This window comes from Vibrio aerogenes (genome assembly GCF_024346755.1).
GTDB lineage: Bacteria > Pseudomonadota > Gammaproteobacteria > Enterobacterales > Vibrionaceae > Vibrio > Vibrio aerogenes.
Genome location: NZ_AP024862.1, coordinates 1,270,020 through 1,295,781, shown reverse-complemented (window position 1 = coordinate 1,295,781; position 25,762 = coordinate 1,270,020). Strand labels below are relative to the sequence as shown.

Below are 25,762 nucleotides of genomic sequence, written 5' to 3'. Positions count from 1 at the left end.
GCTCCCTTTATTCAGGGGTCGCAGGGGATATGTCCCAACGCATCTTTATTGAAAATAAATCATTTATGATAACCAGTGAACATGATGAGCTGGCCGGGCATGCACTTTATCAGTCTGTTAAGAAAGAAGTGTATAGCGAGCGTTCACCATTTTCTGGTGGAACAAACTGGGAGAAAGTAAAGCAGGAATGTGAGCAACTCTCTCAGGAAGTTGGTGCTGATATGGCGGTAAGCACTTACTATACAATCGCTCTGCTAAAACTTGATGGATTACGTGGCTACGCCCTTGGGCTGGAGTTTATGTATAGCTGCATGCTTAACATTGGTGAAGTCGTTCACGAAACTGAACGCCAGATACAGCGTTTGTTACGCTGGGCGAATGCACAGGCATTGATTGAATTGCAGAATCTGAAAGCAGGTTATGAGATGCTGAGATATTTGTATCAATGTGAGCAGTATTGCCAGCGAATCAGCTATTTGCTGCAAACTGATTATCCGTCAGTTAAAGCTGATTTTGAATCCATTGGCTATGTCATCTTTGAGCATATTGATGGTCTTGAGACCTGTTATCAGGTCGCGCTGAAGAGAAATGAAGTCAGTGAAGCCGGGCAAAGTGTTCAGGTCGTGAAAGCAGGCAAACGATCCGCCTGGCCGGTTTTGTTTGCCTTTATTGGCGGAGGGATTCTCTCAGGTGCCGGATATTGGTTTTGGTTAAATATGCAACTCTTTAGCTGATCACAAATCATCTGTATCAACTGATTTTGCAGATGATACAGATGGTCTTTTGAGTCGGTTCAGACACAATTGTTTTATCTTGTTCAGGCTGCAGCAATATATTTTCGCTGGTGGTTTTTCATTTCTTTGAGTGTTGAGATGAGCTTATCGATATCTAACGGTATGTTGAACTGCTGCTTTAAATTCGCCAGATAGATAATATCTTCACACATCGCTTTTTCTGGTTCATCGCTGATTTTGGCGACAGGCCGCCCATTACATTCAGCCAGCTTGATGACAATTGAAAGCGGCGTATAAGCTTGGTTTTGAGCGTTTTCCCATGCACCGAGGTCATTGGTGAGGAAGGTGCCGATACCAAATGAGATCTGGATTCTGTCGGCAAAATATTCACAAATGTCTAAGGCTTGATCAAAGTTGAGTCCATCAGAAAAAACAAACAGTTTTGTTTTCGGATCGATTCCCAGCTTTTCATAATGAGCAATCATTTTGTCGCCCCAGGTGTAAGGGCAGCCTGAGTCATGACGAACGCCATCATAGGCTTTTGCCAGATGAACGTTAAAATCATGAATAAATGCATCAATTGTGAGTGTGTCTGTCGGAGCGATTGAAAGTTGTCCGTCAAAAGCTTTCAGCCATTGTTCCAAAGCGACCTGCTGCGAATCTGCCGGGTTAACAAGCGCCTGATGTCCCATAAACCATTCATGCGCGATAGTGCCAATGGGTTGCAGGTTAAACTCCCGGGCAAAATGATAGTTGCTGGTACCAAGTAATAAGTCTGGTATGTATTGTTGCATATAATCGATCACCTGATGCTGCACCTCAGAAGAGAACCGGCGTCGTGTGCCCATTTCAGTGATTTTGAAGTTATGAATCCCCCGTTCAGTGAGTTTATTCTTCAGGCTGGTTATTTTTTGGAACAGTACATCTTTGGCCCGGGTCGCTGGCATATCGCTCCAGTGACTGCGGCTGCGGACCTCTGAAATGATCGACATAATCATTGTTTCGTAAAGAATTGTATCCCGCCATGTACCATGAATACTGACGCGCAGCTGTTTTTTGCCGTTTTCATGGATGATGCCCAGCTCAACCTGCTGCTCTGGCTGGAACCGAAAGTAACGCAGGGAATGCAAGAATGTCTTTTTCAGATGAGGGGAACTTTTTTCCAGATACCTGATATCACGTTCAGAAAATTGCAGATGTGCCAATTGCTTTATCTCATAGCGAATATCGCTTAGCAGATCACTGATATCTTCAGCAGATCTGACAATCAGTTCATAACGGACTTCTGTATCCGGATAGAAGGAGTGAATTGCCTGCATCATATTGATTTTATATGCATCTAAATCCAGCAGACTTTTAATCATATGTTGGGAAAACAGGCCTGTATTCATAATGACATCCTCACAAAGTCATATTAGTAACATGATGTTCCTAACTTGAGCGACATTAAAATAGCTCGTACTATTTGTCAACTGGTTGTGTATCAATAATCCTGAGACATTGTTATGCTTTATCGCAGGTTTTTAATGAGTTGACTGAGTTCAAAATGTGTGGAACAAATAAAAAATAGAGTGATATCAAGTTTGTAACATCAAGTGATTAAGTTTGACCTCTTATTCATGCATTTTTAGAATACGTCTCCGGATAATCAGCAGGAACGGCGATGAAAGATAAACACGCCCGAGGGGATAGATGAGTTTTTTGCAGGGAAGGTTTTATGATTGTTACCATTGATATGATTTGTCTTCGTCTTTCAGGCAAGGGTATACAGGCTTTGCTTATGAAGCGTTCTAATCCTGAAAGACCACACTTTGGTGAGTGGGCGATACCCGGTGGTCTGGTTTACGACGAAGACATGACAGACGCAGGTGGAGAGCCCGTAGACAAAGACTTTGACGCTGCAAGGAGAAGAATATGCCGGCAGAAAGTTCATACTTACCCTAATTTTATCAGCGATCCATTAGTTGATGGTAATCCTAAACGGGATCCGGATGGATGGAGTGTCAGCATTTCACATTATGCATTGCTGAATCCATCTAATGCCAGGCAAATTGAAAATGCAGGCGTTGATCGAAACCGGTTAGACTGGTTTGATCTGGATGCATTGATCACGCATCAATTTCAGATGGCATTTGATCATGTCGCCCAGATAAAGCATGCATGGAAAAAATTACGTGCGGCGGTTGAATATACATCCGTTGTGCTGTTTTTTCTGGATAAAGAGTTTTTAGTAGCCGATATCATAGAAGCATATGCACAGTTTGGTGTTGAAGTAAACCGGATGACAGTCAAACGTCGTTTGATTGATTCTGGTGTCATCGTGAGTATGAACAAAGTCGTGCCTACAGGTAAAGGGAAGGGGGGAAAGCCTGCAACTGTCTACTGTTTAGCAAGTGATCAGGTGACCTATTTTCAAACCTGTCTGAAAACGGGTTAACACATGTCCGGTTTTGTGAGGTAATTTCCGTGCAGCGATTCTGGATGCACAAGTCACTCATTTTCAATATAAGAAACGTTTTCGAATCAGAATCGCCCTTAAACCGGTGATTTACTTCAGGATCAGAGACATCTTATCAACTACCTGTATTTTGAGAGGAATGTAAAGATCCTGGCATTTACTCTTTTTCTGCTGATTAAGTATTGATAAATAGTCTGTTTTTTACTATACCCGGCATTAAAAGTATCAACAGAGTTTAAAAGCATCGTCTGAATAAACCATATGATAGCGACGATAAGTACTAAACTGATTTTAAGCGATGGTTTGATTATCAGAGATTAATTGCATTGTGCTGTTAATCTTTTGGATTGATTTTATATTGGTAAAATAATTATATGTCACTATTCAATTGGTATAATATGTCATTAAGCCGGAAAATAAGCACGTTATTTATCGTATTACTTTCTTTTCTTTTAATTGTGATTATTTACTCGATTTATAAACTGAGATTAATAGAAAATGAAATGAATGAAGTGGCATATATAGATATTCCTCTGAATCAGATTATGAGCGAAGTTGAAATGATTCAGCTGGAACGACATATTTTGTTTGAACAATTTAAACTGAAAGAGAAATTACCCAAAGAAAAGAAAACACCGCATCAGGAGTTTGTCTATCAAAAACAGCAGTTAAAGCTTTTGCTTGATAAAGCTGTCAACGTGATTGCTGAGAACCTGGTCAATCATAAGATTCGCTTTGAACGACATGAACACCAGCATTTGCTGGAAGTTATAGAAGCGTACCATGTACAGAGTGACAGGTTTGAGAAAAAACTTGCTGAAGCTATTTCTCACGAGTCTATCCCAAGCGCAGAGCGATATCAGCTTGAAGAAACCTCAACCCAACTGGAATCTGCAGTGAATTCGATATTGCAGCAGCTCGATGAGATGACATTTGAAGCCGGTAGGTATGCAGAAAAACATGAGCAAGAGTTTTTATTTGTGAATACCGCGCTGGGTGTGTGCGCACTGTTACTTGGATTATTTTTGACAATATACACAATTTATATTTTCCGGCAGCGTATTAATAAAATCCAGGATGGTATTCAGAATATGGACTTTTCTATTGAGCAAGGCTACCCAGCTCTGGGGAAAGAGATTTTTCAGGTTGACGGCCCCGGTGATGAGCTGAGTGAACTTGAACAAGAACTGATGCTTTTGATGCAGCGTTTGACAAAGGAGATCACTAACCGGGAACAAGTTGAGAAACAACTGTTGCAAATGGTGACTCAGGATAAACTAACCGGAGCTTTTAACCGCCACAAGTGGGATGAACAGGTTCTGCTTCATCTGGATTTGGCACGTCGGGGCAGTTTTTTCAGTTTGATTTTGCTGGATATTGATTACTTTAAGCAAATTAATGATGAATATGGCCATCAGGTTGGTGATCAGGTCTTGCAAAATCTGGTACATCGTTTGAGCACCGGATTGAGAAAGACTGATATGCTGTTTCGTTTGGGTGGAGAAGAATTTGCGATTTTGTTGCCTGTTCAGGAAGCATCATCGGCATGTATGTTGGCAGAAAGGCTGAGAATATTAGTTTGCCAGGATTCAGACGAAGGTCTGCCATCTTATACGGTCAGTATTGGTGTCACCTCTTATCAGGAAGAAGATACCGAAGAGTCTGTTTTTCAGCGTGCAGATAAAGCGCTTTATCAGGCTAAATCCTCCGGTCGTAATCAAATCTGTCAGATTTAGACATGATACCTGCCTCATTGTCCTCAGGGCGCATTTGCAGCTTCCTGAGGACATGGGCATACAGAAGGTCTGCTACATCACACTGGATGCTCATTGGGTCAATATTATTTCTTATTGATTTCCAGTATCACTTTTCCGATCACTTTGATGTCGTCCTCATGAATTTGAAGGGTCGAACCAAGAACGTCGATCGAACAGCGTCTGCCGGGTAAGCGCTGAATCGTATTCAAAGAGTAAAAGTCTTCCATATCAATAAGATACATGCCAGCTACAATTTGTGTGACAGACCGGTCAATGACATAAATGGTATTTCTGTATTCGATACTCAAAGGTTGAGTCACTTCCAGTTTATATAAATAGTCATGATCAAAAATTAATCTTTTACACCTGAACAGCTCTCCATTGATGAGTTGAAAATGTTCGATATTGGCGATCTTTTTGTTCTTTATATCCATATTTTGTTCATATTGAGAACTTTTTTCCGGATAAGGTTCGCCTTTGCCTAATAATAAGTACTCCAGAGCAGCTCCTGTATGTAAATGCACACGAAGAATCACTTCATAAGGTGTGAGTTCCCGCTGATGCCAGGTTGATATTGTTGAACTTGATATATTCAAAAGCGAAGATAATTCCAGAATAGTATGACAATTTGTCACTTCTTTTAATCTTTTTGTGACGTCATGACCTTTTATGTACGCTTTTGGGTGAATTTTATCTTGTTGTTCATTCATAAGCGATCTAATATTGTTGCATTGAAGGGCGTTTGCGACTGAAATGCCCGGCAATAAATTGACTCAATAGCGTACAAGGATAACATTATGCTTTCATATCAAGTAGTCCTAAATTCATCTTTTCAGGGGTTCGGATAAAATCCGGTTTCTGGCTATCACTTTGCGGTGTGCGTTGTGCCAAATGATAAAACTGCGGGTTGGTGATGACATTTTGGTAATGGCACTTTGATGATGATAGTGTGGCTTGGATATGAAACAGGGTTTCTTTTTCTTTTACGTGATAAAAATGAATATCAGGAGGTTTTTATATGGCAGAAGTTTATACAAATAATTTTGAAATGCACAAGTGTGCCTGTTATCACTTGATGATCATGCAGACGATAATGACAGATACTGAACGATGTGAGCTGGATGAGGTGCTTCTGTATCTGCATTGTTTGATCGCAAGGGATATGTATGACAGGACATGATGGTCTGATACTATAAATATTGTATCGATTGAATAAAATTAATTGCATATCTGTTATGAATATATATTTTTAAGCTACGATTCACTTCATTTTTTTGTCATAAATGTCGATCATTTTGTAATGAAAGAAATATTTGGGTATATATTTAACAGACATACTTTATGCTGAAATGAGTTTTATTCTTTCCATAATATATTTAGTCAATATGTCTGTCTGCGTGTGAGTTTTATTTATATCATTCTTTGGGAATATTGAGGTTTATATTTTATTATATGGCGTTTTTTATTTTAAAGGGGAATAGTATGAGGTCTAATGATTAACATATTGATTATTGTGGATGAATTCTAATAAAAAACATAAACATGTTGTATTTGAAGAAGATTATATTATTCTGTGTTTTTACAATAATATACATTCATAAATAATCATATGTTAAGTTGGTGCTTTAAATGCATGATTACAATCGGCGATTGTTCCCTTTATCTGCAGCGCAAAGGGGAATCTGGTTCTCTCAAATAATGAATCCTTCTGCCCGGGCAGAAGTTTATAAGATTACAGAATATCTGGAAATTTTTGGTGAAATACAAACAGATATATTCGAAACCTCTCTCCGCCAGGCTATTCGGGAAGCTGAATCATTCAATCTGGTGTTTGAAGATACAGAGGATGGACCCAGGCAGTATATAATGCCGCAGAAAGACTGGGATTTTCCTGTGATAGACATGCGTCAGGAAGAGAATCCGGAATTATCTGCGGAACAGTGGATGAGAGCCGATATGGCCCGCCCCTTCAAACTGAATCATGGACCCCTGTATTCATTTGCTTTGCTTCGGTTGAAAACGGACCTTTTTTTATTTTATGCCAGTACGCATCATTTAGTCATGGATGGCTTTGGTGGTTTTCTTTTTGTCCGCCGCGTTGCAGATATTTATTCAGCGATGGTGAATCATTCGAAGATACCTGAATGCCCTTTCAGCACAATATCCGAAGTATTTGCTAATGACATTGAATATCAGAATTCAAAACAGTACCGGATAAGTCAGCAATACTGGCAGTCGCAGAAAGAAAACGGGTCAGAGCCATTTAGTCTGAGTGGTGAAAATAAGGTTTGTAGTCAGGTGATTCGTTGTCAGGGAACACTTTCTCCACAAGATAATATCAATCTGTCCTGGCTGACCAGCGTCCATCATACATCCCTGCCGATATTACTGACGTCTCTTGCCGCGATATATATTCACAGACTCGCTGATCAGAATGATTTATTATTTGGCTTCCCTATGACAGCCCGTCATAACCGTTTATTGCGCTCATTTCCGGGAATGGTAGCCAATGTACTACCATTTCATCTGAAGTTGAATGCGGCAATGACCCTGACTGATGTGTTACTTGCGGTGAAACAACGGATTCGCTCCATGGCCAGGCATCAACGATACCGACCGGATGATTTAAACACCAGCTCATGGGCCGAAGGTCGTGAGAAAGGATGTTCAACCATCATTAATATCATTCCTTTTCCGTATGATATGCACTTTGGTGAGTTTGAGTCGGCAGTTCATAATTTATTATTTGGCCCGGCTGATGATTTGGTGATTCACTTTTGTGATTATGGCCCCCGGCGGGGGATTCATATCTTTATGGATGCGAATACAAATCTTTATACCGAGTCGCAGCTGCAAATGCACCTTGATCGCTTCATTCATTTCTGTTCGGAAATCCTGACTGAAGCATCTGATTTGTGCCTGTCGCAATACCCCCTTCTCTTACCTGAAGAACAACAAAACATCACACTGTGGAATCAGACAAAAGCCGGTTATCCGGCCAACTGTAGTCTGTACAGCTTATTTGCAGCACAGGTGCGACAGAGCCCTGATGCTATCGCTGTTATTTGCGGTGAAAGACAATTGACTTATGGTGAGTGTGAGTACAAGGTTAATCAACTGGCTGGTTACCTGAGATCGTGTGGGGTTGAGAAAGGAGATGCAATTGTTGTCTGCCTGGAACGTTCAGCTGAGTTGATTCTGATTCAGCTGGCGATTGTTCATTGCGGTGCCATTTATGTTCCGGTCGATATTCATGCACCGGATGAACGACTGAATTATGTGCTATCGGACTGTCAGGCCCGGATGATATTTATTTCACCTGACAGGCAGTCAGCGTTTATCCCCGGTGTGAAGGTGGTTCCGTTTACCCTGAGTATTTTTACGCAATTACCCGCTGAATCAACATATCCGGAAAATCTTAGTGGCCTGGATCCTGCGTATATCATGTATACATCTGGTTCGACCGGGAATCCTAAAGGTGTTTTGGTACCCCACCGTGCCGTCATACGTTTGGTGGTTCAGTGTGGTTACGCTGATTTTAATCCGCAGGACAACGTTGCTTTCGCTGCAAATCCTGGTTTTGACGCTGCAACCATGGAAGTTTGGGCTCCTTTGCTGAATGGCGGGAGCGTCGTTGTGGTTGAGCAAAACGTTTTACTTGATCCACTCCGGCTTGAGGAAAGTCTTCTTCGCCACAAGGTCACTGTTCTGTGGATGACCGCAGGATTATTTAAACAGTATGCAGAGGTCTTAGGGAATACTTTTCAACAACTGAGATACCTGATTGTTGGTGGTGATGTTCTCGATCCTTCAATGATTCAGCGAGTGCTGGAAAATAATGCTCCCCGCCATTTGCTGAATGGTTATGGTCCGACGGAAACGACAACGTTCGCCCTGACATATGAGATACAGCCTTCAGCGGGCATTATGCAAACGATACCTTTGGGCCGCCCAATCAATCATACGCATGTCTATATCCTGGATTCAAATCATCAGCCTGTTCCGGTGGGTATTGTGGGTGAAATCTATATTGGTGGTGATGGTGTGGCACTGGGTTATATGAACCGTCCTGATTTAACCCGGGAAAGGTTTCTGCATGATCCTTTTTCTGAACAATCAGATGCCCGTATGTATAAAAGTGGAGATATGGGCCGGTGGCGTTCTGACGGCGTGATTGAGTTTACCGGCAGGAATGATGAACAGATTAAGATTCGGGGATACCGGATTGAGCCAGCTGAAATTGAACAGGCGTTGCAGGCGTGCCAGGGTGTTCACTATGCAGTAGTCATTGCTGAGAACACTCCCGCGCAGGGAAAAAGACTGGTTGCTTACTATGTCCCTCAAGCTGAAATCCGGGTGTCAGCTGAAACACTGAAAACATCGCTGGAAACTCAGTTTCCTGACTATATGGTTCCGGCTATCTATATTGAACTGCCATGTTTGCCTTTAACGCCCAACGGCAAAGTCGATCGGAAAGTGTTACCAAAACCGGATGAGAATGCCTTTATCCGGGATGAGTACGAAGTACCACAGGGCGAAACAGAGCAGGTATTGGCTGGCTTTTGGCAGGATATTCTGCATGTTCACCGGATTGGCCGGAATGATCACTTTTTTACACTGGGCGGACACTCCTTACTGGCGGTTCAGCTGATTTCCCGGATTCGTGAACAGTTGAACGTTGAGCTCTCTTTAGCGGATATGTTTGCATGGCCGGTGTTACGTCAAATGGCTTCCCATATCCAACAGATGCAGCCCTCGAAAGTCGCTGGTCCTGAGATACCGGCTTATGACGGTGGGTATGAAAATAGTGTATTTCCATTATCATTTGCTCAACAACGTTTATGGTTTCTTGCACAAATGGACAGCGAGGCTGCTCATGCTTACATTATTGCAGGTTGTGCCGATTTGAAAGGCCGGTTAGACGTTCATGTCCTGAAGCAAGCGCTTGATCAGATTGTTGCCAGACATGCGATATTACGGACACATTTTCAGGTTATATCTGGTACTCCATGTCAGATCACCGGGTCAGCAGCATGTGGTTTTCCCCTGCAGGTGATTGAGATTCAGGAACAAACAGCAGAAATTGAACCTTTTTCTCCTGTTTTTGATCTGGAGAAAGGCCCGCTAATCCAGGGACAATTACGCTGTTTCCCCGGCCATATGTACCAGTTGCAGCTGGCCATGCACCACTTGATAGCCGATGGCTGGTCAGTGAGTGTTTTCATCAACGAGCTGAATATTCTTTACAGTAACCTCTGTCATCGTCATCGAAAAAAGACACCATTGGCCGATTTGCCGTTTCAGTATGTCGACTATGCCCGGTGGCAGCATGAAAATTTACAAGAAGACGAACTGAAGAAACAACTATCCTACTGGGTTGAACAACTCGGCGGTATTCCTGAATATATCAATCTGCCTGCTGATTATCCAAGGCCTAACATACAGGATTACAGCGGGAAACTATTACCGGTGAAGCTGGATCATGAACTGACTGCCGGGCTCCGGTCATTCTGCAAGGATCAGGGCTGTACTATGTATATGTTGCTGCTGGCAGGATGGTCTGTGGTGATGGGACGGCTTGCCCGACAAAATGATATTGTGATTGGATCTCCCGTTGCCGGAAGAACCATGACTGAAACCGAATCATTGATCGGCATGTTCGTGAATACGATTGCGCTTCGTATTGATTTGTCTGATAGCCCGGACACCCGAACCCTGCTGGCACAATTAAAGTCGACAGCCTTATCTGCAATGGAAAACAAGGATATTCCTTTTGAGCAGGTGGTCGAGGCAGTTTCACCAGCCCGAAGCTCGTCACACAGCCCGGTTTTTCAGGTGATGTTTGCCTTACAAAATGTGCCTCCGGCACAGATAGATTTACCGGATGTGTCGCTGGTGTCCTTTGAGCCGCTGGTCAACAATGCGAAGTTTGATTTAAGCCTTGAAATGACAGAAAAAGGGGAGTCTCTGGAAGGTTTTATCAACTATGCTTCAGCTTTGTTTGATGAACGGAATATTCAGGAATATCTGAAATACTGGCAGCATTTACTTTGGGAGATGATCCATCATCCGGAGCAATCTGTACATACCTTACCGATGCTTTCTCCGCAGGCATCATCTGATTTATTAAATCGATTCAGTATGGGGCATCGATCTGCAGTGAGCCATTTGAGTGTCCATGAATGGTTTGAGCAACAGGTGCAGCATACGCCTGATGCCATGGCTGTGATTGCCGGTGAAGAGCAGCTGTCTTACTATCAATTAAATCAGCGGGCCAATCAACTGGCTGCTTATCTGCAGATGCAGGGAGCCGGTCCTGAAACGAGAGTGGCTCTTTTTTGTAACAGAAGTACCGAATTTATTATTGCCATGCTTTCTGTACTGAAAGCTGGTGGCGGATATATCCCAATTGATCCCGCCTGTCCCGCTGAGCGGCTGCAGTTTATTCTGTCTGATTGTCGTCCGGTATTCATTCTGACTGACAGGGAGGAGGGGACTGAATATCTGTCCGGCAATTCTGGAGTGTCAGTCCCGGTGATTCATCTCATACAGGATATTGACTTGTGGGAACACTTGCCTGCAGACAATCTCCGGCAGGATAGCTCCGGGCCGGAAAATCTGGCTTATATCATTTATACATCAGGTTCGACCGGCCGCCCGAAAGGAGTGATGGTCGAACATCAAAACCTGGCCCATTTAATCCACTGGCATCATCAGACATTTAAACCCGAAAACGGTACTTACGGTTCCAGCGTCGCCGGTTTAGGGTTTGATGCCGTTATCTGGGAAATCTGGCCCACATTATGTGCGGGCGCCTGTTTATTATTACCTCCGGTTTCTGCTTCAGAAAATCCAGACCAATTACTGGACTGGTGGTATGAGCAGCCTTTACAGACCAGTTTCCTGCCGACCCCTGTTGCTGAGCTTGCTTTGGCCCGGGGGGTGACTCATCCGACGTTAAAAACGTTATTAGTCGGGGGGGATCAACTCCACAGCAGTCCATCGGATCAGCATGCTTTTTCTCTGGTCAATAATTATGGCCCGACAGAGACCACTGTCGTAGCGACTTCAGGATGTATTTCTCCGGAAAGTCATTTGTTGCATATTGGCCGTCCGGTGACGAATACAAACATTTATATTCTTGATGAGTCGAAACAGCCGGTTCCGGTTGGTGTTGCGGGAGAAATTTATATTGGTGGTGCAGGGGTCAGCAGAGGATATCTGAATCGCCCGGAGCTGACAGCAAAGCACTTTTTATCTGATCCTTTCAGTCACGAGCCGAATGCCCGAATGTATCGTACAGGAGACCTGGGACGCTGGAGAGCAGATGGTGTGATTGAGTATCTGGGCCGGAATGATCAACAGATTAAAATTCGCGGATACCGGATTGAACCTGGTGAAATCATGGCTGCTATACAACGCTGTCAAGGCATTCAGAGTGCTGTGGTTACCGCAGTTGGTTGTCAGCTTAATAAAAGACTGGTCGCTTATTTTACTGAGCATCCGCACAGCCATGTTTCTGTTGAACAATTGAAAAAGCAGTTAAGTGAACAATTACCGGATTATATGGTGCCTTCTGCCTACATACGTTTAGCCCATCTTCCTTTGACGCCCAATGGTAAAATCAATTACAGGGAATTGCCTCAACCGGATGACCGTTCCTTTATCCGGCACCGTTTTGAGCCACCTCGTGGTGAAAATGAACAAATATTAGCGACTATCTGGAAAAAACTCCTCGGGGTTGATGACATCAGCAGACATGACAACTTTTTTGAACTTGGCGGCCATTCATTACTGGCTGTTCAGGTGATTGAAAGCCTGCGTCAGAAAGGATTCCACCTCGCGGTCAAAACGCTTTTCAGCCAGCCTGTACTTTTGTCACTGGCGGAGAGTCTGGTGCCTGAATCCGCTTGTGAGGATTGTGACGTTCCGCCTGATTATATTCTTGAAAAGACAGAAAAAATTACGCCGGATATGTTACCACTGGTTCATCTGACACAATCACAGATTGATCGTATATGTGATGACATTCCCGGAGGTGCGGCCAATGTCCGGGATATCTATCCGTTAACACCGCTTCAGGAAGGTATTTTGTACCACCATCTTGTACAGCAACAGGGGGATTTGTATGTCATCAGGAGCATTCAGTCTTTTCCGTGTTTATCGCGGTTACGGCAATATACGCAAGCGATACAGGCATTGATCGATCGCCATGATGTACTGCGTACCTCTTTTGTCTGGGAGGGGGTGGCAGAGCCGGTTCAAGTCGTATGGCGTCAGGCTACACTTCCTGTGATAACGCTGGATATTGAAGCCGGTGATGCCGAATCTCAGCTACGCCAGCATCTTGAGCCTGGCCAGTGTAAAATGAATATTCGCCAGGCCCCAATGCTGGAAGTATGGCAGGTTGAGGACAAAGAAAATCAGTGCTGGTTAATGTGTTTAAGGATTCACCACTTGTGTACCGATCACTTCAGCCTTGAGCTGATGGGAGAAGAAATTCACAATTATCTGCAGTATCCGGAAAGACAGTTACGTCCTTCATTGCCATTCAGAAATTTTGTAGCCAGAACCCGGCAGAAACATGATCCGGATGCGGAAGCCTCTTTTTTCCGCCAGCAGCTCGGCGATATTGAACACCCTTCTGCGCCCTTTGGTTTGATGGATATATACGGAGAAGGTCAGCAAATTTCAAGACGACATCTGTCAATTGATGCGGCACTTGCAAGGCGTATGCGTGAACAGGCTCAGTTATTGGGAGTGAGTTGTGCCAGTGTGTTTCATCTGGCATGGGGGTTGGTCATCAGAGCCTCTACCGGCCGTGATGATATTGTTTTTGGTACCTTGTTATTTGGTCGTATGAATGCTGTAAAAGGTGCAGACAGAATGATGGGCTTATGTCTGAATACGTTGCCATTTCGTTTGTCTCTTGATCATGCTTCCGTGAGAGATTGTGTATTGGAGACGCATCAGAAACTGGCACAGTTACTTGAGTTTGAACACACGCCGTTGACGAGGGCACAACAATACAGTCGTGTTGCATCACCATTGCCGCTCTTTAGCAGTCTGTTAAATTATCGTTATCAGCAGGACTTTATCTGGCTGCGTCAATCGGAAGAGAGTCTGAAGCCAGAGATTCTGTTCTGCGAAGAACGCTCAACTTATCCGGTCAGTTTGTCTGTAAATGATTTTCCCGGAGGCGAGTTCTCATTAGACATTCAGTCTGATATTCGTGTGAGTTGTGAGCAGCTCGGGCTGATGATGATGAATGCGTTGTCTGGTGTGCTCACGGCACTGGAGACGACACCGGAATACCCGGTGAACCGTCTGAACGTCTTACCGGAACATGATGATTTGGAAAATGGTGTTCTTCCTGAGGCCGTTATACAACCGATCCGGTTTCAACAGAATAAGCGTTTAAACCAAGGGTATGTACCACCGAAAAACAGCACAGAGAAAATACTGGCGAAATTGTGGCAGACATTACTGAACATTGAACGGATTGGCCGGAACGATGATTTTTTTGAACTGGGAGGCCACTCATTATTGGCTATCAGGCTGATTCATGAAGCGAGAGCACAGGGTATAGAATTTTCGTTATCTACGTTGCTCAACGCATCCGTGTTAAAAGATTTGGCGAAGAAGGTGAGCTTATCCGCCACGGAGTGATTCTGACAATCCCCAAACACCCTCAATTATGAATCTTGAGGGTGTTTGGGGACAAGGCTCCGGAACGATTGGTAATATTCAATAAATTCGGAGATTTCCAGCGAATCACTGTAATACCAGCCCTGTACCAAAATATCCGGTTGTTTTGGAATGAGCGAGAGTTGCTCCCGGGTTTCCACTCCCTCAACAATTACACCGAGCTTTTGGCTGTGGGCGATATCAAATAAAGACAAGAATAAACTTCTTGCTTTTGGCTGGTGGATATTCTGTAAGAAGCTGCGGTCGATTTTGATTTCATCGAGATTAAATTTGGGCAGATAGCTGAGTGAAGAGTAACCTGTACCAAAATCATCAAGATGAATTCTGACACCAAGTGATTGAAATTTTTTGAAAATGTCCGCAATGATATGTTCATCTTGCAGCAGACTTTTTTCGGTGATTTCGATATCAATTCTGTCTGCGACGCCCGATGACTCAAGTAACTGTCTGATTGTTGTGACGGCGTCGTCATCGAGCAATGTGTCGATAGAAATGTTGACGCCCGTCCGGATGTCGACACCTGTGTCTTTCATCATCCGGGCATCACGGATAACCTGATTGAAAACCCACAAATCCAGGTCTGTCATCATCTCTGCTTTTTCGAGCCAGGGAAGGAATGATGCAGGTTGATATATCTTATTCTCGCTGTCTCTGACCCGGATGAGCGCTTCAGCTCCGACAACTCCGGGATCAATCAGAGAAACCTGTGGCTGATATTCCAGATAAAATTCGGCCGAACTTAACCGGGTTAACTCTTTCTCGAGCTGACGGTGCTCTTTTTTACTTTGTGATAAGTAGCTCACCAGATCCTTGGTTAATATTTGTGCTTCTTCTTCTTTTCGCTGGTAGTAAGTATCGAATCTTGAAAAATAGATAGACCTGGTTCTGTAGGAATGACTGAGTCTTTTAACGAATGGCAGGTAAACCAGAGTCCCGATACCAATATTAACCAGTTGCAACAATACGGCATACCAGTCTCCGTCTGTCGCAATGTATGCATTGGCAAAAAGCGGGCTGATATAGGGAACAGAGACGACTGTTGGATGAACCCAGCCAGCATTGGTCAGAAACAGGGTCAGACTGATATTTAATATCGGGACGATCAGAAAAGGGAAAAATAAGGCCGGATTAAGAATAACAGGAATGCCGAAAATCAGAGGTTCATTAATATTAAAAAAACCGGGTGGAATACTGAGCAGTGCAATAATCCGTAATGATTTTTCTTTGCTGAACAATAAAATAGCAATAATCAGGGAAAATGTGGAACCAGCGCCTCCGAGCCGGGAAAATACACCAATAGCCGTGTGATTCAGGGCAACAAAATCCGTATTTCCCTGCATATAGCTCATCACATTTTCGGTCGTTGCCTGATAGAGCCCCTCATTCAGAAACGACAGTGTATAAAAGCTGTGTAACCCCAGAAAGTGAGAAATAGCACTAATCACCGATATCAGGTTGCTATACAGGTAGGGGTGTGTTTTTAAATCTTCATATTCGACGGTTGGTGGTGAGATCGCGTCCCAAATATTCAAGAGGGAGTCATGGACCAACAGGACCAGCAGCATCGTGATAAAAGCCGGAATAATCAGCGCCATGACCTCTGAAAAAACACCAGATAAATGTTTACTTTGCGGGGACCTGAAAAAGCTCAGGCTCTGTAGCCATGTGATTAAAGGAATCGTATAAAAGGGCGTAATAATTGCGATCAGATATTGCATTGCCATCCCCTGAGGATGCTCCGGGATAAAGTACTGAAATAAACCCAGATAGAAAATTGATAGCAATATGAGTGGAGGGCGGGGTTGTTTCCATCGGATAGAAATGGTGAATGTCAGAGCAACGGTTAACAGGTAACTGAATAAAGTGTGGATTTGCTGGTAAAACCGGACGACCAGCAGATAGCTGTGATCGTTTTCTGTTGAGAAATAATGGAATACACCCACCAGAAGTATCAGCATCGAATACAGGATAATACAGGGAACAATCCAGAGTAATGTTATCCTGAAATCAGCAAGTTGTTGTGACAAGCCTTCTTTCATGGCATTCAGGTATGAAGTTAATCTGGATAAATTAACGTTGAACAAGTTCTTCCCCACTTTTAAACGACACTGTAAAGAATGGACCCGCTGATTATCCGCAAATCAATATTAATGACATAATACTTTATAGTTTAATGGCCTGTTTGTCTTGGCATTCTTTAATATTTATGATCGGGTTATCTTAGGGTCAACAGACCCTAAGATGAAGCAATGTATATACCCAAGTGACCTCAAGATGCAGAATTCAGAGCGCCATCAACAGGTCCGGTTCAAGGAAAAGAACTGAAGGAATGCACCCGCCTTTCGAAGTTATTTGACGCAGAAATGGACCTGTTGATGCGCTCCCGAAGGGCGAGATTGATTGGCTCCTGCCCTGTGTTACTGATTTTCAACGTAGAATGACTATGTTTACAAATCAGTGCCTTGGTCAGAAGCCAATCAACTCTCGCTGAACATGCATCTTGAGGTCACTTGGGTATACCCACTTTTAAAATTTACCTGGTGCAGAAACCTGTCGGTATCTGTCCCGGAGCGATTTTTTACTGGGGCTCATTGATGGTATTTATTACTGATTCTGTGAGTTATTCCGAAGAATCATGAAAAAATCACTGAACATTGATGTGATTCGGACGCCTTTTATTCTTAAAGTCGTCAAACCTTCCGGGATACACATGGCGTTTGCAGATATGGAGCAGATTTAAGGAATACCATGATTAATAAGGGCTCATTAACATTCTTTTATGGAAAAACAGGGACAGGAAATTGTGCATTCTTAAAAAAGATTGCTTCAGAAAAAGCAGCGGTATTACTTTCTGAGCACGAATGGTTGTCCACACTTTATCCGGGGTTAGTCATCTCACATGATGACTATCTGGCATATTCATCCCGCCTCAAACCGCGCATTAAATCGTATACACAACATATTTTGTCGATTGGGACCAATGTGGTGATGGATTTTCCGGCACAAACACGTCAGCAACGAAGATGGTTTTTGGATCTTGTGACTGAAATCAAGGCAAAACATGAGCTAATCCTTATTTCAGATCATCACGTCATTCATCAGCCAGAGGCCTGTTTCGGAGCAGATTTCGGGGTGTCTGAGGTTCCTGATGTCAGCGAAGGGCTAGTCATCCGGACTTGCTGACTTTAAATACCAGTTCCTGACTGTGGACCACTCAGGCAGATATAGAACACAGACACACATCACCTTTGGGGATCTGCCGCGCCCTCTCTGGCGCGGATGGTCTGCTTATCGCCATCTTCCCCGTAACCAAAAGTGGCGAATATTCAGGAACACCGAGTTAAGCACCAGAGCTCACAGAAGGTGGGATACAATCAGAAATCGTTATTTTAAGCCATAGTCTGAGTTTGTTTAGGGTATAAACCGGTGTTTTTCTGAGCCCTTTCAACACAAGGTAATAGTCAGGTAAACAGTCGCTGTATATAAATTTAATCGATAGTCAGAAAATGATGAATAATGCCTTTCAACAAGCAATTCAATGTAGTATCCATATCAAACGAGACAATGCAAATATTATTTGGGAATGAAGTTAATATTGATTGAATTCAATAGAATTTAATTTGTAAGTGATTGTTTTTATTGGATTATGTTTGATTTCCAATAGAATCATCACCTTGGAAAAATTATTGATTATTCATGTTTTTTTATTTTATTCAGGAGTAGAATTACCAGATGTTTTAAACGGGAGCTATTCTGGTTATTTATTTCATACTTGCTTAACCATATAAAATATAGTGGTAAACATATTTGTATATTGTATGAATACCGGATGAATTGTCAGCATATACCCCCAACAACCTGAAGATGTGGTGTTTAGTGAGATTTTTCCGGGCTTGAAGTCCATTTCCTTCCCGAATTAACAGAAAAAGCCAGCATCAGTTTGATTCAGTTTTCAGGTGGTGGTTATAAAAAGCCTTTGTCACCAGGGCTACATTCTGGTGAAGAATAACAGATACATTGAGGTTTTAATGGCTACAGATAATAAAGAGAATAAAGAAAATACCACTCAAAATAACGATGAGAAATCGAATCATAGTGATTTGCCACCTGCCCCAAAGGGAAAACGGAAAAAAAGTTTACTCATATTTGTGTTCATTTTGTGTGTGATTGCGGGTGGTGCAACAGGCTGGTATTACCTGTTTGAAGCTGGTCATGTGACCACTGAGGATGCCTATGTTGATGGCAATCTTGTTCAGATAACGCCCCAGATTGTTGGCACAGTAACCCGAATCAGTGTTGATGATGGTGATTATGTCCAGCAGGGAAGTGAGCTGGTTCGTTTTGACCCAAGTGATGAATATATTGCGGTTCAGACTGCAAAAGCAAATCTGGCACAGACGGTTCGCAAAGTCCGTTCATTATTTAATAATGTTGAGCAGGCAAAAGCCGTTGTGGCACAGAGAGAAATTGCACTGAAAAAGGCGAAGACAGACTATCACCGCCGGCAGGAAATGGTGAAGTCCGGAGGGTTATCCAGGGAAGAACTCAGCCATGCAAAAGATATGGTTGATTCATCTCATAAGGCATTATTAGTGGCGATTCAGCAACTGAAGTCACAGGAAGCGATGACTTATAACACCGATGTTGAATCCCATCCACTGGTCCGTACTGCAGCTGCTCAGTTACGTAAAACCTATCTGAATCAGCTAAGAACCCGGGTCGTTGCTCCTGTATCCGGGTATATCGCACGACGGAATATTCAGGTTGGACAACGAGTCAATCCCGGTGCTGCGCTGATGGCTGTCGTTCCATTGAATCAGGTTTGGGTTGATGCGAATTTTAAAGAAACACAAATGAGAAACATGCGGATAGGACAGAAGGTCACACTGATTTCTGATCTGTATGGTGATGAGACGGTATTTCATGGTGTGATTGAAAGTCTGGGCATCGGTACAGGCAGTGCATTCTCATTGTTACCGGCACAAAATGCGACGGGAAACTGGATTAAAGTCGTTCAAAGGTTGCCGGTCCGTATCAGACTGCAAAAAGATGAGTTGGTGAAACATCCGTTGAGGATTGGGTTGTCGATGCAGGTTAATGTTGATATTCAGGATCAACAGGGTAAGTTGCTCTCTGGTACATCTCCGGCGTCACCCCGGTATCAGACCGATATCTATCAGGCACAGTTATCCGGCGTAGAAAAAATCATTCAGGATATTGTTAAATCCAATGATATTGTTAATCATAAGGATTCATAATGGATGAAGATCAAGGTTTTCGGCCTGCCAATTTTTCACTCTGTGTGTTTGCAATTTCACTGGGTGTATTTATGCAGGTGCTGGATAGTACGATTGCGAATGTCTCCCTGTCGACCATCGCAGGAAATATGGGCGTCAGTCTGAATCAGGGAACCTGGGTTATTACTTCATTCACTGTGTGTAACGCTATCGGGTTACCTGTCACCGCCTGGTTGAGCCGGCAGATTGGTGAGGTCCACCTGTATGTTGGCTCTCTGGCTGTTTTTGTCATCACTTCGTTTTTATGTGGTATCTCTCAATCGATGACCGAACTGGTCATGTTCCGTGCACTTCAGGGATTGGCCTCTGCGCCTTTATATCCGATGAGTCAGGTTTTGCTCATGTCCATTTTCCCCAGAGCCAAACGGCCAATGGCGTTAGCTTTGTTAGGGATGGTCGCGGTTGTTGGTCCGATTGTTGGCCCGATTTTAGGTGGGTGGCTGACTTATAATTACACGTGGCCATGGATATTTTTTATTAATATTCCGATTGGTATTTTTACAATTTCAGTTGTTTTAAGCCAGATGAAAGAGCATCCGCATGAGCCGCAAAAATCCCGCTTAGATTACATCGGTTTTGTCGGATTAGCTTTGGGGGTTGGGGTATTACAGGTTGTTCTGGATAAAGGAAATGATCTGGACTGGTTCAGTAATATCTGGATTATTGCCGGATCCGTATTTGCTGTCATCATGCTGGTGTTTACGGTGATCTGGGAGCTGACCGATAAGGCTCCTATTATTAATTTGCGCTTATTTACGAACTGGAATTTCTGCTTTGGTACGTTATTGCTGACGTTAGGTTATGCTGGCTTCTTCAGCATTAACCTGATTTTGCCTCAGTGGCTGCAAAGTCAGATGGGGTATACCGCGTTATGGGCAGGACTTGCTGTTGCTCCAATGGGGATTATTCCGATATTTCTTTCGCCGGTTCTGGGGAAGATTGGTAACCGGTTGGATATGCGACAGCTATCTGCGATGGCATTTGTGGTGATTGCATCAAGTTGTTATTTCCGGGCAACATTCAATCATTCAGTTGATTTTGAATCCATTGCCTGGGTGCAGCTGTTTATGGGGATTGGTATTTCCCTGTTTTTTATGCCAATAACAAATATTTTACTTGCGGAATTATCCGGGCCTGAAATTGCGGATGCTGCATCTTTGTCCACATTTATCCGGACAATCGGGGCGAGTTTTGCTTCTTCACTGACAACCTGGATATGGACAAGAAATGCCAGTGTGCATCATTCGGTGTTGGCTGAACAAATATCACCCTACAATCCACTGGCGTCTTCGGTGGTACAAAGTGGTTCTCCGTCAACGCTTGCTTATGCGAATCAGACAATTACACAACAGGCCTATATGTTGTCCACAATTGACTTATTCCAGATACTGATGTGGCTCTTTGTTTTTCTGATACCATTTTTGTTTATTACCAGGCCGGTAAAAGCACATTCTTAATACTGTTCTGCAACAGGTCTGGATTTTCAAGGCCTGTTGCGTGCTTCCATGACAAAATGGCAGTTTGCTGGTTTTCAGGCTATTTTTTAATGAAGTTTTTCATATAAAACTGATTCTTAAAATGCCTGAGGATATGAGTCATGAGATATATGTGTGCCGTGTACGCACACTTCCTTGTACTGTTTCTTTCATTCAGTCCACAAGCGAGCGCTAAGCCCGCGGAGTTTATTTACCCGGTAAAAAAATCAGAGATGGATCACCGGTACAATGATGTGATTGAACTCATTGATACTGCTTTGCAAAAGACGCTTATCAGTGATGGGCCATATATACTCCGTCCCGCCCGGATTTACATGTCCTGGAAACGTTCTCTGGCAGAGATTAAAAAAGGCAGTGAGTTAAACATTATCTGGGGGGAACCGACACAAGAGAACCTTCAGCACTTGATACCGGTTCGGATTCCGCTCAGAAAAGGTTTATCAGGTTATCACTTGTTATTCGTTCGTACAGCACATCAGGCTCAGTTTGCTCAGGTGAATTCTCCCGGTTCTTTTCGAAAACTACGTCCCGGATTATGGACTAAAAGTAACGAGGTTGATATTTTCAGGCTGAACGGGTTTGATTATCTTGTAGGTAACAGCTATGAGGGACTGTTCCGCATGTTAATGATTGGACGGTTTGATTATCTTCCCCGCAGTGTGAATGAAATTTTTAAAGAAGCGGAACAAAGAACAACAGAATTTCCTCAGATGGCTATCGAAGAAACGTTGGCCTTGTATTATCCGCTTCCCTTATTTCTTCTTGTCAGTAAAGATCATCCTGAACTAGCCAGAAGGCTGGAAAAGGGATTGAATGCCATGGTGAATGATGGCAGCTTTGACCAGATTTTTTACAAGTATCACCGTCACAGTATTGAGAAAGCTAATTTAAATCACCGGAAAGTCATGAGAATGTTAAACCCGCTGCTGTCAAACGAGTTCATACCGTTTGACAGGAAGAAATTGTGGCTGAATGTTGCAGACCCGGAGCACAATGTCACTCCGGATTCACAGTAAAAACACTCAGCCCAGAGCGGGTAGTATCTTAAAGGTAATCAGACATTGTGCAAAGATAATCATTAAGCCTGCCAGTGTCACCAGATTCAGGACTGACTTGCCGCCTTTCACCCGATAGACTTCGGTTGAATTTGTTTTTCCGGATAATACCGGATTATCTGAATTTGTAGTTTGTCTTGCTTTATGAATCATGGCGACAGGAAGAAAAATCGCCAGTACTGTTAACGCGATTGCTGCATATCCCAATGCCATGATAAATCCCTGCGGATAGAATAAGGCAAAACACATCGGTGGCAGAAAAGTAATAACTGCCGGGAAAATTCTGTTCTGTTGACTACCCATGCGTTTCTTCAGGGTGTCGCCAAGAAATTCGAATAAGCCCAGACTTACACCTAAAAATGAAGTTAGCAAGGCAAGATCAGCAAAAACACCGATGATTTGGTTGAGCTGGCTGAAGTGGACTTTAGATGATAATGCATTAATTAATGCGTTCAGCCGATGGTGATGTGATAACTCTTCCTGACTGATAACACCCAACGTGACGACCTGCCAGAAAATGTAGATGATAAGCGGAATCGCTGAGCCGAATATAATCGCTTTTTTTAAGGCGCGGGTGTCACCGTCAAGATAGTTGACGATAGCAGGAATACTGCCATGAAAGCCAAATGAAGTGAAAATAACCGGGATAGCCGCAATCACCAATCCCTGTTTCAATGGCATGTCCAGCAGATAAGATTCGGTGACATTTGGTGTCAGAAAGAACAGGACGGTTACCATTGCGATTACTTTTGCCAGAAACAGCAGACGATTAAAGTGATCAACTGTTTTCGTTCCTATGGTGACAACCAGGCAGACAATGAGTGTGAAAATCACTGTTGATTCTGTTTCTGTCAGCCGGATACCAGCGATCTGTGACATTCTCTCACTGAACTGAGATCCCCCGCCGGCAATATAAGCGGCACATAGTGCATAAAATAAGAACAGCATGGCAAATCCTGCCACCCACTGCCCTTTATTTCCGAGAAATTGTTTGGTTAATGTGTGTAATGTTGCGTTGGCGGGGGCGTGTTGATGCAGCTCTAACATTAATAGCGCGGTATATGTCATCAGAGCCCACAGAACCAGCATGATGACCAAAGCGGTTGAGAAACCAATCCCGGCCGATGCCAGTGGTAATGCGAGCATCCCCGCACCAATTGTCGTACCGGCAATGATCAGTGTACTGCCAAAAATCTTCGATTTATGCATTTGTATAATTATCTTTACAAAGTATGATTTATTAACATGTAAATAACACTATAAATTATCATTTATGGCGCTATATATAGGATTTTGAGCCGATTATTCAGTATTTTTATTTGTCATTCAAGCGGTATGTACAAATAAAATACCGTGATGTAATTTATTATTTACACTCTGTCTTTCTCTGTTTTAGTGCAGATCATTTTGAGATCCAAATCTACGAATTTATGTACCGGGCTTTTCGTATTCACACATCTGTCATATAAACGGATTAAAAACAGACACAGACAGAGTATGTTTTTACTGGCTGACAAAGCGGAGTTTATATGAGTGATTACGAATATAATGAAGATAGCCTGGAATTGCTGGATGCAATGGAAATAGGAATTGATATTTCTGAAGTACAACAGCTGATTCAGGAAACTGAAACAGAGCATCAATAATTTTACCTTTATAAGTTAATCTACAGTCTCCTTTTCCTTATCTATGAATTATTTAGCGCACTTACATATTGCAGATGCCTGCCAGTCCAGTTTACTTGGCAACCTGCTGGGAGACTTTATTAAAGGGAATCCGGAAGGAAAGTTTCCCAATGCGGTGGTTCAGGGTATCAGGCTCCACCGTTTTATCGATGCATATACGGATCATCATCCTGTGATCCACGACTTGAAAAATCTGTTTGACGGCCCGGCCAGACGTTTTGCATCAATTGCACTGGATGTTTTCTGGGATCATTGCCTTTCTCTTCAGTGGCATGACTTTCATGATCTGCCACTGAGTGAATTCTGTCATAATGCACGAGAGCGACTGGAATCGGAGATGACCTTTCCTGTACCGGAAAGGTTCAGATCGGTGAATCATAAAATGTGGCAGGGGATGTGGCTGATGTCTTATGGTGATATGGATAATATTGAGCGGGCACTAAAGCGGATCGCTTTACGTTCAGAACGGATGCATGCTTTGCATTTATGCTATCCATTTCTTAAGGCTCACTATGATACTTTACGGGCTGGTTTTGAGCAGTTTTATCCCTTGCTTTTAACAGCGGCTGAAAACAAGTTAACAGCCACTGGCAATGCCTCATCCGGAGATGTTATGGATGAGGCAATACAGACTAAAAATAACTTTTAAGCTCCGCACGGGTTAAATCTGCGGATGTAAAGTCAGAAATAATGACGCCATAGTGATGATTCCCGGCATTCTGACCATTAAAGTAACTGATCAAACGCTGATTGATATCATTCGCAACGCCCGGGATATTCGGAATACCTAAAATGGGACGGTAACCGCTGGTGAAGTTAAGATACATTTCACCATTGCTGCTTTTGGCTGCATTCATATTTTTATAGACCGCCTGCCACTTATTGTCATTAGATGAAGCGCTGACTTTATAATAGTCCTGAACATGAATTGGTGTGTTTCTTGAATCTTTTATTGTAAATTCAGCATTATCGGACCACCGGGAAATATCAATCCCGCCGGATGTCCAGAATGATCCCGCAAAGCGCCTTAACAATACAATTTTACCACGGGCCTCCCCCAGTTTGGGCAGATAACTGTGTCCCCACCAGAATTTACTGTATTGGGACCTGTTTTTATACTGAACAAAGGTTTGTTCAAATGTACGGGTGTTATTAGCCGGTTTGTACTCCTGTGATACTTCCATAATCACTGTTTCGGAAGGATGAATAGAAAGGAAGTCGGTGACTGACTGAAGTACGTTGTCAAAGTTGAGATGTTGATAGACGGAACCGTGATGGACGACCAGAGCATCGCCATAGTGACGTAAACGAATATCGAGATAGCGCACACCAATTTTTAACTGGTCGGAAATAGAAAGATTTTGTGTCTTTGCAATACCGCTGACAGGTTCATGGGTTGCACCAGAATCATGTGTACCGGGAATGGTTATATTCGTGAGAGGTACTGAGTCATCTACATTATTCATCCAGTCAGATAAACTGGCAGCAAAACATGAAGCAGGTAGCGAGAGTGCTAAAGTTAAGGAAAGTAAAGTAAATTTCATATTATTATTTCTCATGTGAAACATATTG

General features: G+C 43.1%; 14 protein-coding genes. 9 read left to right on the top strand and 5 right to left on the bottom strand.

Translation table 11 applies throughout. The annotated features are described in order from the left end of the window. Positions 1 to 29: 29 nt before the first annotated feature. On the top strand, positions 30 to 734 hold the full coding sequence (locus OCV29_RS22980; protein WP_073602314.1) for a type VI secretion system ImpA family N-terminal domain-containing protein: 705 nt from the start codon (positions 30 to 32) through the stop codon (positions 732 to 734). An 83-nt stretch (positions 735 to 817) separates the two neighbouring features. Here the strand turns inward: OCV29_RS22980 and pncB are convergent, their stop codons facing one another. Then, complete coding sequence (gene pncB, locus OCV29_RS22975; RefSeq protein WP_073602313.1) at positions 818 to 2,125, bottom strand: nicotinate phosphoribosyltransferase; 1,308 nt, start codon at positions 2,123 to 2,125, stop codon at positions 818 to 820. A gap of 326 nt (positions 2,126 to 2,451) precedes the next feature. Here pncB and OCV29_RS22970 point away from each other — a divergent pair, with 326 nt between their 5' ends. Then, positions 2,452 to 3,171 carry an NUDIX hydrolase gene (locus OCV29_RS22970; protein ID WP_073602312.1) on the top strand — a complete coding sequence of 240 codons (720 nt, stop codon included), beginning with the start codon at positions 2,452 to 2,454 and terminating at the stop codon, positions 3,169 to 3,171. A gap of 524 nt (positions 3,172 to 3,695) precedes the next feature. Next, on the top strand, positions 3,696 to 4,928 hold the full coding sequence (locus OCV29_RS22965; RefSeq protein WP_245796764.1) for a GGDEF domain-containing protein: 1,233 nt from the start codon (positions 3,696 to 3,698) through the stop codon (positions 4,926 to 4,928). 104 nt (positions 4,929 to 5,032) lie between these two features. On the opposite strand, the gene OCV29_RS22960 is transcribed toward OCV29_RS22965, so the two are convergent. Further along, complete coding sequence (locus tag OCV29_RS22960; RefSeq protein WP_073602310.1) at positions 5,033 to 5,659, bottom strand: helix-turn-helix domain-containing protein; 627 nt, start codon at positions 5,657 to 5,659, stop codon at positions 5,033 to 5,035. Positions 5,660 to 6,578: 919 nt separating this feature from the next. Here OCV29_RS22960 and OCV29_RS22955 point away from each other — a divergent pair. Continuing rightward, positions 6,579 to 14,618 (top strand): non-ribosomal peptide synthetase, encoded by an 8,040-nt coding sequence (locus tag OCV29_RS22955; RefSeq protein ID WP_073602309.1) that lies wholly within the window; start codon positions 6,579 to 6,581, stop codon positions 14,616 to 14,618. Positions 14,619 to 14,644: 26 nt separating this feature from the next. Here the strand turns inward: OCV29_RS22955 and OCV29_RS22950 are convergent, their stop codons facing one another. Further along, positions 14,645 to 16,741, bottom strand: a complete 2,097-nt coding sequence (locus tag OCV29_RS22950) for an EAL domain-containing protein (RefSeq protein WP_139281501.1) — start codon at positions 16,739 to 16,741, stop codon at positions 14,645 to 14,647. 664 nt (positions 16,742 to 17,405) lie between these two features. On the opposite strand from OCV29_RS22950, the gene OCV29_RS22945 reads away from it, so the two are divergent. From OCV29_RS22945 to OCV29_RS22930, 4 genes are all read left to right on the top strand, one after another. Further along, the gene (locus tag OCV29_RS22945) at positions 17,406 to 17,840 is read left to right on the top strand and encodes an AAA family ATPase (protein ID WP_073602307.1); all 435 of its coding nucleotides are present in this window, start codon (positions 17,406 to 17,408) and stop codon (positions 17,838 to 17,840) included. An 845-nt stretch (positions 17,841 to 18,685) separates the two neighbouring features. Further along, positions 18,686 to 19,915 carry an HlyD family secretion protein gene (locus OCV29_RS22940; protein ID WP_084193212.1) on the top strand — a complete coding sequence of 410 codons (1,230 nt, stop codon included), beginning with the start codon at positions 18,686 to 18,688 and terminating at the stop codon, positions 19,913 to 19,915. After that, a complete protein-coding gene (locus OCV29_RS22935) occupies positions 19,915 to 21,411 on the top strand; it encodes a DHA2 family efflux MFS transporter permease subunit (RefSeq protein WP_073602306.1) in 1,497 nt (498 codons plus the stop codon). Before OCV29_RS22940 ends, OCV29_RS22935 begins: the two co-directional genes overlap by 1 nt. A 140-nt stretch (positions 21,412 to 21,551) precedes the next feature. Continuing rightward, a complete protein-coding gene (locus OCV29_RS22930) occupies positions 21,552 to 22,466 on the top strand; it encodes a type 2 periplasmic-binding domain-containing protein (RefSeq protein WP_139281500.1) in 915 nt (304 codons plus the stop codon). 6 nt (positions 22,467 to 22,472) lie between these two features. On the opposite strand, the gene OCV29_RS22925 is transcribed toward OCV29_RS22930, so the two are convergent. Beyond that, entirely contained in the window at positions 22,473 to 23,714 is a 1,242-nt protein-coding gene (locus OCV29_RS22925) for an aromatic amino acid transporter (protein ID WP_073602304.1), read from the bottom strand. Between the two features lie 480 nt (positions 23,715 to 24,194). Here OCV29_RS22925 and OCV29_RS22920 point away from each other — a divergent pair, with 480 nt between their 5' ends. Continuing rightward, positions 24,195 to 24,839, top strand: a complete 645-nt coding sequence (locus tag OCV29_RS22920) for an acyl carrier protein phosphodiesterase (protein ID WP_073602303.1) — start codon at positions 24,195 to 24,197, stop codon at positions 24,837 to 24,839. On the opposite strand, the gene OCV29_RS22915 is transcribed toward OCV29_RS22920, so the two are convergent. Further along, positions 24,823 to 25,734: a phosphatidylinositol-specific phospholipase C gene (locus OCV29_RS22915; protein WP_073602302.1), complete on the bottom strand. Its 912-nt coding sequence runs from the start codon at positions 25,732 to 25,734 to the stop codon at positions 24,823 to 24,825. The two genes, OCV29_RS22920 and OCV29_RS22915, sit on opposite strands and share 17 nt — an antisense overlap. Between the last annotated feature and the right edge of the window lie 28 nt (positions 25,735 to 25,762).

Excerpts from the sequence above, each read along its gene's own strand:
- OCV29_RS22980 (WP_073602314.1), top strand. The coding sequence starts at position 30 with ATGTCCCAACGCATCTTTATTGAAAATAAATCATTTATGATAACCAGT.
- pncB (WP_073602313.1), bottom strand. The coding sequence starts at position 2,125 with ATGAATACAGGCCTGTTTTCCCAACATATGATTAAAAGTCTGCTGGAT.
- OCV29_RS22970 (WP_073602312.1), top strand. The coding sequence starts at position 2,452 with ATGATTGTTACCATTGATATGATTTGTCTTCGTCTTTCAGGCAAGGGT.
- OCV29_RS22965 (WP_245796764.1), top strand. The coding sequence starts at position 3,696 with ATGAATGAAGTGGCATATATAGATATTCCTCTGAATCAGATTATGAGC.
- OCV29_RS22960 (WP_073602310.1), bottom strand. The coding sequence starts at position 5,659 with ATGAATGAACAACAAGATAAAATTCACCCAAAAGCGTACATAAAAGGT.
- OCV29_RS22955 (WP_073602309.1), top strand. The coding sequence starts at position 6,579 with ATGCATGATTACAATCGGCGATTGTTCCCTTTATCTGCAGCGCAAAGG.
- OCV29_RS22945 (WP_073602307.1), top strand. The coding sequence starts at position 17,406 with ATGATTAATAAGGGCTCATTAACATTCTTTTATGGAAAAACAGGGACA.
- OCV29_RS22940 (WP_084193212.1), top strand. The coding sequence starts at position 18,686 with ATGGCTACAGATAATAAAGAGAATAAAGAAAATACCACTCAAAATAAC.
- OCV29_RS22935 (WP_073602306.1), top strand. The coding sequence starts at position 19,915 with ATGGATGAAGATCAAGGTTTTCGGCCTGCCAATTTTTCACTCTGTGTG.
- OCV29_RS22930 (WP_139281500.1), top strand. The coding sequence starts at position 21,552 with ATGAGATATATGTGTGCCGTGTACGCACACTTCCTTGTACTGTTTCTT.
- OCV29_RS22925 (WP_073602304.1), bottom strand. The coding sequence starts at position 23,714 with ATGCATAAATCGAAGATTTTTGGCAGTACACTGATCATTGCCGGTACG.
- OCV29_RS22920 (WP_073602303.1), top strand. The coding sequence starts at position 24,195 with ATGAATTATTTAGCGCACTTACATATTGCAGATGCCTGCCAGTCCAGT.
- OCV29_RS22915 (WP_073602302.1), bottom strand. The coding sequence starts at position 25,734 with ATGAAATTTACTTTACTTTCCTTAACTTTAGCACTCTCGCTACCTGCT.